The sequence below is a fragment of the Vibrio sp. sp1 genome (genome assembly GCF_016920955.1).
Classification (GTDB): Bacteria; Pseudomonadota; Gammaproteobacteria; order Enterobacterales; family Vibrionaceae; genus Vibrio; species Vibrio alginolyticus.
The window spans coordinates 1423213-1437139 of sequence record NZ_CP060590.1; the positions used below are offsets into that span (position 1 = coordinate 1423213).

At 42.1% G+C, this 13927-nt stretch carries 12 protein-coding genes; 7 read left to right on the forward strand and 5 right to left on the reverse strand.

From position 1 onward, the window contains the following. Window positions 1–16 precede the first annotated feature (16 nt). Complete coding sequence (locus H9L11_RS21800) at window positions 17–2062, reverse strand: response regulator (RefSeq protein ID WP_170890133.1); 2046 nt, start codon at window positions 2060–2062, stop codon at window positions 17–19. Window positions 2063–2425: 363 nt separating this feature from the next. On the opposite strand from H9L11_RS21800, the gene H9L11_RS21805 reads away from it, so the two are divergent. Then, on the forward strand, window positions 2426–3043 hold the full coding sequence (locus H9L11_RS21805) for an HAD family phosphatase (protein WP_017635351.1): 618 nt from the start codon (window positions 2426–2428) through the stop codon (window positions 3041–3043). Between the two features lie 89 nt (window positions 3044–3132). On the opposite strand, the gene H9L11_RS21810 is transcribed toward H9L11_RS21805, so the two are convergent. Continuing rightward, window positions 3133–3681, reverse strand: a complete 549-nt coding sequence (locus H9L11_RS21810) for a GNAT family N-acetyltransferase (protein ID WP_005376525.1) — start codon at window positions 3679–3681, stop codon at window positions 3133–3135. A gap of 271 nt (window positions 3682–3952) precedes the next feature. Between H9L11_RS21810 and H9L11_RS21815 the strand changes: the two genes are divergently transcribed. Continuing rightward, window positions 3953–5077: a fatty acid desaturase gene (locus H9L11_RS21815; RefSeq protein ID WP_017821552.1), complete on the forward strand. Its 1125-nt coding sequence runs from the start codon at window positions 3953–3955 to the stop codon at window positions 5075–5077. Window positions 5078–5436: 359 nt separating this feature from the next. After that, window positions 5437–6804, forward strand: a complete 1368-nt coding sequence (dcuC, locus tag H9L11_RS21820) for an anaerobic C4-dicarboxylate transporter DcuC (protein WP_005376528.1) — start codon at window positions 5437–5439, stop codon at window positions 6802–6804. 102 nt (window positions 6805–6906) lie between these two features. Here the strand turns inward: dcuC and H9L11_RS21825 are convergent, their stop codons facing one another. Further along, window positions 6907–7263 (reverse strand): hypothetical protein, encoded by a 357-nt coding sequence (locus tag H9L11_RS21825; RefSeq protein WP_005376535.1) that lies wholly within the window; start codon window positions 7261–7263, stop codon window positions 6907–6909. A gap of 576 nt (window positions 7264–7839) precedes the next feature. On the opposite strand from H9L11_RS21825, the gene H9L11_RS21830 reads away from it, so the two are divergent. The 4 genes from H9L11_RS21830 to H9L11_RS21845 all read left to right on the forward strand — a co-directional run bounded on the left by H9L11_RS21830 (window position 7840) and on the right by H9L11_RS21845 (window position 11945). Continuing rightward, entirely contained in the window at window positions 7840–9072 is a 1233-nt protein-coding gene (locus H9L11_RS21830; protein WP_205391194.1) for an OFA family MFS transporter, read from the forward strand. 95 nt (window positions 9073–9167) lie between these two features. Next, entirely contained in the window at window positions 9168–10781 is a 1614-nt protein-coding gene (locus tag H9L11_RS21835) for a VRR-NUC domain-containing protein (RefSeq protein WP_205391195.1), read from the forward strand. A 165-nt stretch (window positions 10782–10946) separates the two neighbouring features. Then, a complete protein-coding gene (locus tag H9L11_RS21840; protein WP_053303510.1) occupies window positions 10947–11594 on the forward strand; it encodes an AcfA family outer membrane beta-barrel protein in 648 nt (215 codons plus the stop codon). 15 nt (window positions 11595–11609) lie between these two features. Beyond that, a complete protein-coding gene (locus tag H9L11_RS21845; RefSeq protein ID WP_017635355.1) occupies window positions 11610–11945 on the forward strand; it encodes a NirD/YgiW/YdeI family stress tolerance protein in 336 nt (111 codons plus the stop codon). Window positions 11946–12025: 80 nt separating this feature from the next. Here H9L11_RS21845 and yegS read toward each other — a convergent pair whose 3' ends face one another. Both yegS and H9L11_RS21855 read right to left on the reverse strand, forming a co-directional pair. Continuing rightward, window positions 12026–12928, reverse strand: coding sequence for a lipid kinase YegS (gene yegS, locus H9L11_RS21850; protein WP_053303508.1), 903 nt, complete (start codon window positions 12926–12928; stop codon window positions 12026–12028). Window positions 12929–12936: 8 nt separating this feature from the next. Further along, on the reverse strand, window positions 12937–13842 hold the full coding sequence (locus H9L11_RS21855) for a LysR family transcriptional regulator (RefSeq protein WP_053349403.1): 906 nt from the start codon (window positions 13840–13842) through the stop codon (window positions 12937–12939). Window positions 13843–13927 lie beyond the last annotated feature (85 nt).

Consider the following 13927-nt stretch of genomic DNA (forward strand, 5'->3'; position numbering starts at 1 on the left):
AACAAGTCGCGAATGATTAGATCCAGTTTGCGATTTTATCGAACAAACGATTTTTATCCGCCGGTTTTACGATGAAGTCAGACATACCCGAAGACCCAATTTTGTCCAACGTGACAGGTGAACTATCCCCTGTATGCGCAATAATAGGTACCGACGCATAGTTTTTATCCGAGCTTCGAATTCGCCTAGACGCTTCTACACCATCCATAATTGGCATTTCGATATCCATCAGAATGAGATCAACATCTTCTTGCTCTAGTGTATCCAGAGCCTGCTGCCCGTCTTCTTTCTGAATCACTTCAAAGCCTTGCTTTTCAAGTAACATTGCCGTGAATTTACGCAAAGATTCATTATCATCCACGACCATAATTGTGCGCTTATTTGAATTATCTAACGTCACCGAGGCCGTTGGTGTCGATACATAGCTTGAATCATATAAGAGACGCTCAATAGTTGGTTTAGTATTCAATAACCAGGCTTGCGTTTCGATCCAAATAGGTTCATATGCAGCCTTACGTGCTCTCTGAGTCGGATGATGCTCAAAAAGATAAACTATGCGTGCTTCAGTGAAAGACAAGAGAGATTCTAATCTATCCAATTGGTTTGCTCTTGGATCTAAGCTCTCAAGATCGATAAAAATCAGATCGAATTCGAACTCGTACTCTTTCTTTTTGAGTACTTGGTTGACATCTAAAATTGTCGAGTCAAAGCCCATAAAACGGCTAATATCTGTTACTTTAGACACCAAGATATCTTGGCTAGTCACCGTTAGAATGGTTTTGAGTTTAGTCAGATCGTTTTTGATTTCAGTAACGGTATCAGATGTCGTTAGTGGGAAAGTTAACGTAAATTGAGACCACTCCCCTAACTGAGATTGACACTCAATGTTCCCCCCAAATGAACGCATGACTTTTTTACAAAACGGTAGGCCCAAACCATAACTTCCTGATTTGCCGGTGGTGTAAAAGTCTTGAAAGATATTGCGTAGAACATCAGGAGCAATACCAGCACCATTATCGGTTACAACAATTTGATTAAAGCGTTCTGAACTTATCATGGATACATGTATGTGAAAATCTTCAGATTTACGGTGATGGAAGGCATTCTTGAAAAGATTATACATAACGTATTTAAGCAGCGTATCACTACCTAGAAACTCAAACTCACTTCTCGCATCCAACGATATGGCAAATCGATCAGTGGCACGTTTATAACTGAAGCTTTCAATTGCCTGTTCAACGACCGAGTGAGCTGAATATTTTTTGAAGCTAGAACGAGAAACTCGATTTTCATCAATCGAAGTCAGCAATAAATCGATGGTTTCATTACCCGATTGGATAATGTTCATTGCATCCTGACTCACTTCACGTAATAAGGTGACATCCTCTACACTCATGACGTACTGCTCTTTTCCTGCCTCTTTCATGTTGGGCAAGATCGACTGGATAATATCTATTGAAGTGCAAAGCCCACTCAACGGGTTACGCATTTCATGTGCGATCCCTGCCCCGAATGATTTTGCCAGCGAGACTTTCGCTTCATGTTCAACTTGGTTACGAAAATAGAACAAATTACCGAAGACATAAATAAACAGAAAGATTGGCACATGAGTCCAATCCATGGTCAAGTCAAGATGGAACCCTTTTGCAACCCAAGCGAAGAATGTTGCTAAACCTATCCCAGCAAAGGTTTGAGCAAACATGACCCTAGTAACATGAACCAGTAAAATGTGTAAGAAAATTGCAGACATAAACGACATAACCCATACATTGGACCAGTCATTCATCAGTAACATATAAAAAAAGAAAAACGGTAAGCACAGCGTTATCGTCACTTGGTAGTAAATAGGAACATAATCTCTCCAAGTCGATGATAAGCGGTTTCTAAAAATGATGCCGAAAAACAATAACGAGCAAAACAATCTAAGAGGTAAATTTTCATAAGCCTGTGGAAAGGCAAACTCCCAGACAAAGTAGTACAGCGGAAAGCCAAGAAACCCCATCCAGCCAACGAGAGTTAGGTTTGGTTCTGCATATTGATAAACCTTACGTATCGAGTCCATATAATCTGTTTTGCTTACTCCGCCTGACGCACAATAGTGTGATTTTGATTCACTTTTATCGTTTTATTATTAACTAATTATATATTAATCATCATTTATAAGCAGCGCGAAATGACGTAAACAGCTCGCAATACTTATCTTTAGTTTCAATCTTTTAAGACAGCTACACTTGATTTACAACCAAATAAACAAAGTTGCATATAGTTTAGTGCAATTTTGCGATAATCGCTCTGTATCCAATTGGATGTTAATCTCATTTTGTGTAAGAAACTTAAGTCGCGCCTTTGGCACGACTTTCCAACGATTCAAAAACAGCACTCACCGCATATAGCGTGGTGAAGAACAATTGGCTTGGGGTGTGTTATGAATTCTGTCCAGATAAAAAATGTCATTTTTGATGTAGGTAATGTGTTGGTACGCTGGTCTCCAGTAGAAATCGTTCGCTTAACATTTGGTGGTTCCGTAGAATCAGAGAAAATGGCTCAGATGCTATTTTCATCACAAATCTGGAAAGATTTAAATAAAGGGACGATCTCCGAAAGGGAAGCAAAACAGCGTTATCAACGTGAACACCAAGTAACGACGGAAGAAATGGACCGCTTCTTTTATTATGTAAAACACACTCAAATATTACTTTACGGCAGTATAGAGCTGTTAAAACGAGTAAAAAGAGCCGGATATGGCGTATATGCGCTCACAGACAACATCAACGAAATTGTGGAACATCTTCGTACTACCTATGAGTTTTGGCCACTGTTTGATGGAGCAATCATCTCTTCTGAAGTTCAATTACTAAAACCACAAGCGGAGATCTACCAAACTCTACTTTCAAAGTATCAGCTTAACCCCGAAGAGACAGTATTTCTTGATGACATGCCTTACAATGTTGAAGGTGCCCGAGCAGTTGGCATGGCTGCTATTCAGTTTGAAAATGCTCAGCAATGTGAGCTCGAACTAAAAGCCATGGGGGTTAACTTCTAGAAAGCTTTCAATAAAACATAACGTTAGGGTGCATAAACAAAAAAGAGCAGTGTTGAGACTGCTCTTATCTAATGTTTTAGAACGCTAGGTTAGGAGTAAATCACGTTTTCCTCAATCCCACTAACTAATGACTGGGCGTTCTTCCAACGGAATACTTTTTCTAACACCTCTTTGCCATCAGGTGCGCGCCAAGTTCGCTCTTGATCCTCTTGTCCACCAATGTGGCGATAGAATTCAATCGCAGAAATGTTTTGCGACACAACTTCTAAATAAAGACCTGTGTCTTTAAAGTACTGCTGTTGCCATTCTGCGACAGCAAGTAATAGCTGCTTACCAATCCCACGACCACGGTAACTGTCATCAACATGCAATGCGTCAATAAAGGTTCCACGCTCGAAATCATGGTTGCCGAACACACAAACAAAGCCAAGTAGCAAACCTCCCTCCTCCGCCAAGACAATGTGCTGATTGAATGGTGGGTTGGTCAAACGGGTTTGCCAAATCAGTAGTTTGTCGTCAATCGCTTCTTTCTCAAGATAGTTATCACTAAGAATGCCACGGTAATGACGCTTCCAGCTATCCGCATGAAGATGCGCAATGCGCTCGTAGTCCTTATATTCCGCTAATCGTAAATCCATTACGTATTCCTATTTTCTTACATTTTTGCTTCTTTATAGAGTCTCGGTATATTCCACCTTTATAACACTTGTTTCTTGGCAGATTTTATACACCTTAAGCCAGAGCTCATTTTTTAATACTACTCATTATTCAATTAAAAGCAAAATATCCCATCAAGTTCCTTAATCTACACCCAAAGGAATAGTCACATTTGTCTAACTTTAATTTGACTTACATGTGTACGCTGATATTCTGGCGAACAGTTGTTAGCTCAAAGTTAGGGATACACCTGTGACTCAAAACAAACCACCTGTTATCTGGTTGAATACATTAATATTTTCTGCCAGTTTTGTTCTAACTTTTATTGTAATGCCTTGGTATGCATATCATTTTGGGCTGGGTTGGGAACATCTAATTTGGGGAGTGATTGCATTTAGTTTTACTAACCTTTCTATTACAGCAGGCTATCATCGTCTCTGGAGCCACAAAACATACGAAGCTCATCCTATTTTGCGCGCCATTTTTGCGATTGGAGGAGCATTTTCTTTGCAAAATAGTGCATTACATTGGTCTTCTGATCATCGTGTGCATCACAAACATGTCGACAATAACGATAAAGATCCGTACTCAGCCAAGCGGGGTTTTTGGTATTCTCACATTGGGTGGATGTTACGTGATTACAATAAATCAAAGGAAAACGAATATACAAACTGCCGTGATCTAAAGCGCGACAAAATAGTCATGTGGCAGCATAAGTATTATGTTCCACTTGCCCTACTGACTAATATTGGTTTCCCAGTCATGCTCGGACTGATCTACGGTGATATCTGGGGGATGTTATTGGTCGTTGGTGCGGCTCGACTCTTTATGAGTCACCATACGACTTTTTTCATTAACTCCCTCGCACATATTTGGGGTAAGCAAACTTTCACAGACAAAAACACTGCTCGCGATAATGGTGTACTCGCCTTTTTCACATTTGGAGAGGGTTACCATAATTTCCATCATATTTTCGAGAATGACTATCGCAATGGCGTGTATTGGTGGCATTACGACCCAACGAAGTGGTTGATAAAGTCATGTTCTTGGCTAGGACTCACATCTAAGTTGCGCACAACGCCTACATTTAGAATTGAAAAAGCCCGTGCGAGTCAACTTTTGAAGAAAGCAAGAGAAAAGCTAGAATCGAAACCGAACACGCAAACAATCCTCGATCAGCTACAGCACGAGTTTGATACTCTAGTTCATCACATGCAGGAATACTACGAGATGCGCAAAGAAGTACTCGGTGCCAAAACTGCCAGTGTGGTAAAGAAATACGAATGTTCTGTAACGAAAATGAAGTACCAGCAAATTAAAGCAGAGTTCGAACGGCAGCAACGTAGTTGGAACCTTATGGTTCGTCGATACGCATAGTTTATCCTCATTCTTACGATTACTTAGCTTCGCTTCGGCGAAGCTTTTTTGTTGTGAAGAGTGTTTTCCAATAATTGCTTACTGAGTAAAGTCTTTTTCCTATTGTGAATCAATTCACTCTTTATTCATTCACTTTCCTAGTCATATTTTCCTTCCTATAAATAGCTTCAAACCAGCACATAACACTTAGAAAACCAAATTCCAACAATACAATCTAACGAAATTATTTATTAAATTATTATTTGTCTCAGATCATGCAAGCCCCATATTTGTCTCGTGCCACAGCTAAGAATTCTGTAAATTCCTTGTCATAAACTGAAACAGTTTCTTTCTTTTTTACATAACATTCGGAGATCCCTATGTTAGAGCTCTTAATTGGCTTAGTGGTTACCATTGCGGTGGGTTACTTTATTGTCAAAGGCTATAAAGCTGCGGGCGTGTTACTGACAGCTGGTATTGCTTTACTTCTTATGACTGGCGTTTTGGGGCACGACGTGCTGCCGTCAAAAATCACCTCAACTGGTAACATGGTGACAGATGCGCTTGAATACGTGAAATACATGCTTCAATACCGCGGTGGCGGTCTTGGTATGCAAATCATGCTGCTTTGTGGTTTTGCGTCATACATGACTCATATCGGCGCGAACAACGTGGTAGTGAAACAGTTCTCTAAACCGCTTTCTGTCATCAAGTCTCCTTACGTCCTTTTGGTAGCGGCTTACATTGTGGCGTGTTTAATGTCTCTTGCGGTAAGTTCTGCAACAGGCCTTGGCGTACTATTAATGGCGACACTATTCCCTATGATGGTCGCGATGGGCATTTCTCGTCCAGCAGCCGTTGCAGTGTGTGCCTCTCCAGCGGCAATCATTCTTTCTCCTACTTCTGGTGATGTTGTTATCGCAGCAGAAAAGTCTGGTTTAGAGCTTGATGTGTTTGCGGTACAAACTGTGTTGCCTGTTTCTATTTGCGCAATCATCGTCATGGCAGCGGCAGCGTTCTTCTGGAACAAATACTTAGATAAGAAAGAAAATACACCAATGGAAAAAATTGATGTATCAGAGATCAAAGCTGACGCACCAGCGTTTTATGCAGCTCTTCCATTTCTACCTATCATCGGCGTTTTCCTATTCAACGGTCGTACCATTCCAGGACTTAGTCTAGACATCTACACTATTGTGGTTGGTTCGATTTTCCTTGGAGCTCTGATCCATTATGTTGTAAATAAGTTCGATGGTAAGAAATCACTAGAAGATTTAGATTCTTGCTACGCAGGCATGGCTGACGCGTTCAAAGGCGTTGTGATGCTTTTGGTTGCCGCTGGGGTTTTTGCACAAGGTCTGATGTCTATCGGTGCTATCGATAACCTACTTCATCTAGCAGATAATGCTGGTGCAGGCGGCGTTGCTTTAATGCTTATTCTAACTGCATTGACAGTTGCAGCAGCAATTGCAACGGGTTCGGGTAACGCGCCTTTCTATGCGTTCGTGGAGTTAGCACCATCTTTGGCTGCGAAAATGGGATTAAACCCTGCTTTCCTAATCATCCCGATGCTTCAAGCATCAAACCTAGGCCGTACTATCTCACCAGTATCTGGCGTAATCGTTGCGACATCAGGTATGGCAAACATCAGCCCGTTTGAGGTTGTAAAACGCACATCCGTTCCAGTTCTAGCAGGCCTTATCACGGTGATTATTGGTACTATGGTGCTTGTTCCAATGAGTGCCTAACGGTATTGCCACGATCAAACTAAAAGCAATATCCGAACAAAATTACGTTTAATTAAAAACGCCAGCAAATGTGCTGGCGTTTTTTTATTCTAATGTGTTGATTTACGCTGACTTAAATCGGTCAGGAATCTTAGTGATGCTCTCTCTGTAGCTAAACCATAAGTAGGTAACGGCAAGCGAAAAGAATAAATATGAAAGTGCGAATACGATTGGAGACGTGATTAATTCCGCGGACATTCCCCACATCACACCGACTACGGTTATCGTCAACTTAGAAAGCATACCGCAAATGAGTAGGAATAAAGCAAGCTGTGGAAAGCGCGAGCTGCGAAATGCGAAGAAATAACAGCTACCTACCGCTAAAGAAGCAATAGATAAGCCCAACATAAATGAATGGATGTGGTCTGCTGATGCGATACCAGCGGATACCGAAGCCATGAGTAATAGGAACAGTTTCATAAGTCACCTCACAACAAATCTAAAAAGCATCCCTTCATAAATGAAAACTCATTTTTCACTATATTCTGCGCCTAAAATCAGCAATTACAAGTTACTTTTTTGCTCACTTAATGAACATAAAAGCTAATCAGCTTCAATTATTACAAAAGGTTAACAATTAAAAATTAAGAAACCCTTTGCATCTGATACTTACGACAGTTAGATGATAAATTCGCCATTTTTGTTACAGATGGTTAACATGGAAACATTTTGAAATTTTTTATTTGAAATGTGAACTGTGCACTCAACAGCGTAAAACCTCTCTGTCTTGACTCATCATTCGTTATTAGCGAACAAAAAATATCACTTTTTTACAACGTTCTTACTACATACAAAACCATGAATTCACATCCACTTTTAATGTTGCAAATTATTTTATCAGTAACCGTAAAAAGAGATTCCAATCACATATTTATTGGTTATAATCCGCGCTCATTGCGTTAAACGTTGAAAAACGCAAACTAATTTTGAGAAAAAACATCTTTAAACCAACCTTCTTTGCGGCATTGCCAATAAGAGGAAAAACTGAGAATAAAAATGAGCAAGATTGATAAAGCTATGCGCATCCTGTTAGCAGGGTTCTGTATCAACCTTTGTCTTGGCATCCTGTATGCTTGGAGTGTATTCAACAAGGCACTGGTAACTGAATCAGGCTGGAGTGCTGCAGAAGCTTCTGCACCTTACGCAACTGCAACCATCACTTTCTCTATCTGTCTTCTTATTGCAGGTATTCTTCAAGACCGCATGGGCCCTCGAATGATCCTTATCCTAGGTACTGTTCTTACAGGTCTGGGCATGATCGCGTCTGGCTTTGTTGACACTCCACTCATGCTGAACATTACCTTCGGTGTGATCACAGGTGCAGGTATCGGTTTTGGTTACGCATGCCTATCACCTTCTGCGATGAAGTGGTTCCACGCTTCGAAGAAAGGTATGGTTAACGGCATTATTGCGGCAGGTTTTGGTCTAGCGGCTATTTACCTTGCGCCAGTAACTTCTGCGCTAATAGACAGCATGGGCATTCAAACTAGCTTTATGGTTCTTGGTGTTGGTATCCTAGCGATTGCGGTTCCTCTTGCAGCAACCATCAACAACCCACCAGCAGACTACACACCTGCGGAGCCTAAAGTAAAAGAAGGCCAAGCACCTAAAGCGGTGAAAAAGTCAGATGACTTAACTTGGAAAGCAATGTTGAAAACGCCACAGTTCTACTCTCTATGGATCATGTACGCGTTTGCAGCTTCTGTTGGTCTAATGATCATTGGTAACATCACAACTATCGCAAGCGTTCAAGCGAACCTACCAAACGCGGTTTACCTAGCGTCTATCCTTGCGGTATTTAACTCAGGCGGTCGTGTAGCGGCAGGTATGCTTGCAGACAAGATCGGTGGCGTACGCACTCTTCTTCTAGCGTTCGTTCTACAGGGCATCAACATGGTTCTGTTCGCAACGTTCAAAACTGAGTTCACGCTAATCATCGGTACAGCAATCGCAGCAGTAGGTTACGGTACGCTTCTAGCAGTATTCCCTACTCTAACGGCTGAATTCTACGGTCTGAAGAACTACGGTACTAACTACGGTGTGCTATACACAGCATGGGGTATCGGTGGTGCAATCGGTGCAGCTGTTGTTGGTTTCTCAATGACTAACGGTGACGGCTACGGTCTTGCTTACACTATCTCAGCAGTAATGATGGCAGTGTGTATCGTACTAGCGTTCATCACTAAGCCACTGACTGAAGCGAAAGTAGCACAACTGAAAAACGCTTAATCGCCAGTCCAGTTCTATTTATCTAATAGATCTGCAGAAATTGATTCGAAAAAGGCTTAACCTATGGGTTAAGCCTTTTTTATTGTTAGTTGGTTATGGAAAACACCGTCGAACTCGCGCCAGATTACTATCTCGATAACTTCTTTAAGCTCACACAGCACGCTACCGAGTGGTACAGCGACTTACTTAGCCAAGATGAACACAAATGGCTGTCCGCGTTTGAGAGCTTAAGCAAGCCTGCACAGTGCCTTCTTGTACGCCTATACAGCCGCAAAGGGTGCTGGTTTCGTAGCGACAAACTCAACTATCAAGAAATTGAGAACATCCAGTCGGCTTTGGATGAATTGGCAACTCATGGTTTTGTCTCGCTCTCCCCTGACCTAACGATACAGGAGTTAGCAGCGAATCTACTGACCAAGCCAGAGATCGTCACGCTCTATCCTGAGCATCCTAAATCTCTCAAGAAAGAGGCATTAGTGGCATGTCTAAGTGAAGAGCGTTTCGAGCTATTTGAGGCTCTGGATTTCACGGTGATTAAGCTTAACTCCGCACACATGATTGATGTTTTGCTGACGCTGTTTTTTGCTAATACCCATCAAGACCTCAGTCAGTTCGTGCTTGATGACTTAGGCTTACACCAATTCGAACAATACCAGTTAAGTAAAGCGCGTCGATTCTTTGATTCACGTGAGCAAATAGACCGCTTAATTGAACTGAGCCAGTTGGCCAACCTGTACTGGCAATTTGACCGAAAAGACAAAGCCAATCTCGACTTATTAATTGAGGCAATGCCTCAGCCCGTTAAACACCGTTACGTAGATCGTAAACGCGAGCACATGTTGAATGACATAGCACGTGATTACGAACGGCTTAATGATCTAGAGACCGCCCTATCTCTATTTGGCCAAACTCAACTCACACCGAGCCGAGAACGACGCGCACGTATCTATGACAAATTAAACCATGATGATTTATTTTGTGACATTGTCACAGATATGCTTAACTCACCGATCGATGTGTCTGAGCTCGAAGTTGCACAAAAACTTGAGCAACGGTTAAAACGAAAACAAGGCGAGAAAGTGCCAAGAGTGACGAAGCCAACCTGTACGGAATACCGCCTTGAACTGGATTTATCTCAACAGAGAGTCGAACTCGCCAGCAAAGCGTATTTTGAGTCCTTAGGCTGGACTGTATTTTATGCCGAAAATGCACTGCTTAATGCATTACTTGGTCTCACTTTTTGGGATGCGATTTTTGCTCCTATTGAAGGGGCATTCATTAACGCTTATCAACACCGTCCTTTAGATTTATATCACTCGGATTTTGTTACCAAGCGCCAAGCTTTGATAGACACCGCTTTTGCCGAACTAGAAGCGGGCAACACCCAGATGTTATTGACAAAATACGATGAGAAGTTTGGCATCAGTAATCCATTTGTACATTGGAACTTAATAAGTAAAGAGCTACTCGAAACAGCACTCAACACTATCCCAACTAACATGTTGATGGCGCTATTTAAAATACAATTGAGTGACCTAAAGCTTTACCGCAATGGGATGCCTGATCTGATTGCTTTTAAAGGAAACGAGTTCGAATGGATTGAAGTAAAAGGGCCGGGCGATAAACTCCAAGACAACCAATGGCGTTGGATTAAAGAGTTTACTCGCCTTAATGTCCCGTTTGCGGTGTGTTACGTCGCAGCAACTTAACTTACTCTATATAAAGAGCTTGGTGTTTGTTCACTCAAACCGCCCCTCGGTTATCGCCCCTTGCTCTTTTTTCTAAACATTTTTTCGTTTCTTCACGATCGCTTCACGCTTCTTCACACAAAATGCGCTTCTACTCACTAAGTTGATTTGAAGAGGCAAAATAAAATGAACAAAACACTTCTTGCGTTACTTGTTACCTGCTCAGTTTCGGTATCTGCGGCTCCTTATGTAGGTCTGGAATATGGACTAGGCACCACTGACCATGATTTGGAACCTCACTTTTCAACTGACAACGTAACACTCAACCCTGAGCTTGAAGACGGTATTTTCTCAGGCTTTGTCGGTTACGCATTTAATGACAACTGGGCATTGGAACTGGGTTACAGCCAGTTTGACCTTGATGATAGTCGTTCAAAAAACCTAGGTATCAAGTCAATCGATGGCAAAGATTACCATCATGAAATGGATTGGGATGCGTCAATCAAAGCCAAGCAAGTGTCGTTGGCTCCTGTGTTTAACTATGCATTAAATGATAAATGGACAACAAAATTCAAAGCGGGTTTAACTTACACGCAATACGATGCCAAGGTTTCTAAACATCAAGAATACGAACTTGTCACGAACGACGATGTGGAAATGACCAACACGCTTTTCCATAGCGCGGAGAAAAACAACGAGCTAGGCGCAATGTTCTCAGTGGGTGCGGAATACAGAATTTTCCCGCAGCTCACCATAGGTGTAAACGCAAAATACCAACTAGACAGCTACGCAAACACTGCATCCTTTAATGTAGGCACAACTTATTACTTCTAATATCAGGAGAGGATAATGAAAAGAGTATTGTTAACATCCATGCTTGCCCTACTTTCAAGCTCGGCTTTCGCCGCATTTAATGGCCCAGAAGTCAGTGCAATCAATACGGTGAAAGAGGCGCGCAACGCAACCGACGACAGCGCTGTAGTGCTAACCGGGCATATTGTTCAATCATTTGGTAACGAGACTTACTTGTTCAAAGACAACACTGGTGAAATCGAAGTAGAGATCGACAACGAAGATTGGATGGGTCAAGAAGTGACACCAAAAGATACCGTAATGATTCGAGGAGAGGTTGACTCAGATTGGACAACTACGCAGATAGACGTTGAGACCATTCAAAAACGTTAAGAAGTTGACGATACCTCAACACAAGCAACACAGCCACATTTTAGTGGCTGTGTTAAGCAATAATCATGGAGAACGCTCGTTTAGCTAGTCAAGCAAGGACAATCTTGCGGTACGACTAATCGTATACTCTTAGGCTGAACATCAAATCTAATGGTTCTCGAATGATAAGGTTCTCCATCTAAATTAAGAGGTAATGGATTCGGGAAGTCTATCTCCAACCAGCTTGCTCTTGTGTACTTCACAAACTCTCCTTTCTCACTCGGGTTATTGATCTCGTCGATTACTTTAGGCAGCTCATGAGGTAAAAATGGGCGCACCAATGTTAGATCCATCAGCCCATCATTAATCATCGCTTTTGGAGCTAACTCTTGCCCACCTCCAGCAAGGCGCCCATTACAAAACGCACCGAGCAACATTTCTCCCTGATACGCACCACCTTCAATCGTTATTGTTCCGTCATATGGTTTAAAGCCAAGTGCTTTTACAACACCAGTTAGCGTGTAAGCTCCACCGCCAAGAAAGTTTTTGAGTTCAACAGGCGTTTCTGCTGTAACTTCTGCGCCAAACCCTGCTGTTGCCACGTTAATAAAGCAGCGATCGTTCGCTTTGACGCAATCGACCAAAGCGGACTGCCCCTCAACAGCAAGAGATAAAGACGCCTTAATGGAATTAGGTACTTGAATAGCGGTAGCAAAGTCATTGGCGGTACCAAGGGGAATAATGGCTAACTCAGGGCGTTTTTCTTCGTCAATTTGAATAACCGCAGAAGCCGCCTCATTGACGGTTCCATCGCCTCCAGCGACAACAATACGTTCAATGCCTTCATCAACCGCTTCTTTCACTAGCCGCGGCATGTCTTGAGATTCCCACGTCACACGCACCTGTACGTCGATGCCTTTTTCTCTCATTTTCATGATTGCATCTCTTAACTCTGGATTCCCAGCTTTTTTTCCGTTAAGGATGGCACGTATTGTCTTTTTCATTGCACTTCCTATTGGTTGATGACTTTTCCTGCTTGCTTAATCTGTGAACGCAACCATTGATGGGCGCTGTCGTTTGTGCGACTAGGATGCCAGATTGTGCAAAGCTCATACATTTGTTCATCAAATGGCATTGATAAAGATTTAACATGATAGGTGTTATTGAACAAGTTGATCATCGACTCTGGCATTAAACCAATGTATTCACTACCACAAATAATTGGGAGCATTTCTAGTACGCCTGAGGCTCGATACTTAATCTTTCTCTTATCCAAGTCGACAATGTCATCGGCGTTTAACAAGCTCTTACGACTCTGCCACTGCGAAACCACTACGTGTTCTTCTTCAAAAAATTGTTCAGCCGTAATCTCGTCATTCAGGCGTGGATGCGTTTCGCTACATACCACCACCAAACGCTCCGTAAGTACAGTTTCCAGTTTTAGCACCGTTCTTGCTCTTGGTGTGATATCAATGATCAAATCGTATCGTTGTAACCGCAGATCACTTTCAAAATCTTCCGTAAAAAGCGGATGTACTTCTAATGCAACATTTGGCGCCGACACACGGATTTGTTTCATGACTTGAGGTAGCAACTCAAAGCTCGCAACGGACACACAGGCAATAGAAAACACTCTATTCGACACTTTAGGGTCAAACTCACTAGAGGCCGATAATGTCGAAGTGAAATTTTGTACTGAAGCTAGAAGAGCAGGATAAATATCCATCGCAAACGAGGTAGGCTCGACACCTTTAACGCAACGATGAAACAATGGATCATCGTAGATATCACGTAGCCTTGCTAGCGCTTTACTCACCGCAGGCTGGGTGATGTTTAAACGCGCCGCCGCCCGAGACAAGTTACGCTCTTCATAGATGGCAGTGAAAATGGGAATAAGATTAAGGTCGGTCGGTTTCATGCTATTAAATTTTTCAAAAGTCACTTTCTCTATTTTAATCTAACAGCATGATCGTTCACGCAGCCAAGTGCAATAAATGGGCGGT

What these genes read in the sequence shown, in the direction of transcription:
- H9L11_RS21840 (WP_053303510.1), top strand. Translation starts at nt 10,947, where the DNA reads ATGAACAAAACACTTCTTGCGTTACTTGTTACCTGCTCAGTTTCGGTA.
- H9L11_RS21800 (WP_170890133.1), bottom strand. Translation starts at nt 2,062, where the DNA reads ATGGACTCGATACGTAAGGTTTATCAATATGCAGAACCAAACCTAACT.
- H9L11_RS21830 (WP_205391194.1), top strand. Translation starts at nt 7,840, where the DNA reads ATGAGCAAGATTGATAAAGCTATGCGCATCCTGTTAGCAGGGTTCTGT.
- H9L11_RS21825 (WP_005376535.1), bottom strand. Translation starts at nt 7,263, where the DNA reads ATGAAACTGTTCCTATTACTCATGGCTTCGGTATCCGCTGGTATCGCA.
- H9L11_RS21855 (WP_053349403.1), bottom strand. Translation starts at nt 13,842, where the DNA reads ATGAAACCGACCGACCTTAATCTTATTCCCATTTTCACTGCCATCTAT.
- dcuC (WP_005376528.1), top strand. Translation starts at nt 5,437, where the DNA reads ATGTTAGAGCTCTTAATTGGCTTAGTGGTTACCATTGCGGTGGGTTAC.
- yegS (WP_053303508.1), bottom strand. Translation starts at nt 12,928, where the DNA reads ATGAAAAAGACAATACGTGCCATCCTTAACGGAAAAAAAGCTGGGAAT.
- H9L11_RS21845 (WP_017635355.1), top strand. Translation starts at nt 11,610, where the DNA reads ATGAAAAGAGTATTGTTAACATCCATGCTTGCCCTACTTTCAAGCTCG.
- H9L11_RS21805 (WP_017635351.1), top strand. Translation starts at nt 2,426, where the DNA reads ATGAATTCTGTCCAGATAAAAAATGTCATTTTTGATGTAGGTAATGTG.
- H9L11_RS21835 (WP_205391195.1), top strand. Translation starts at nt 9,168, where the DNA reads ATGGAAAACACCGTCGAACTCGCGCCAGATTACTATCTCGATAACTTC.
- H9L11_RS21810 (WP_005376525.1), bottom strand. Translation starts at nt 3,681, where the DNA reads ATGGATTTACGATTAGCGGAATATAAGGACTACGAGCGCATTGCGCAT.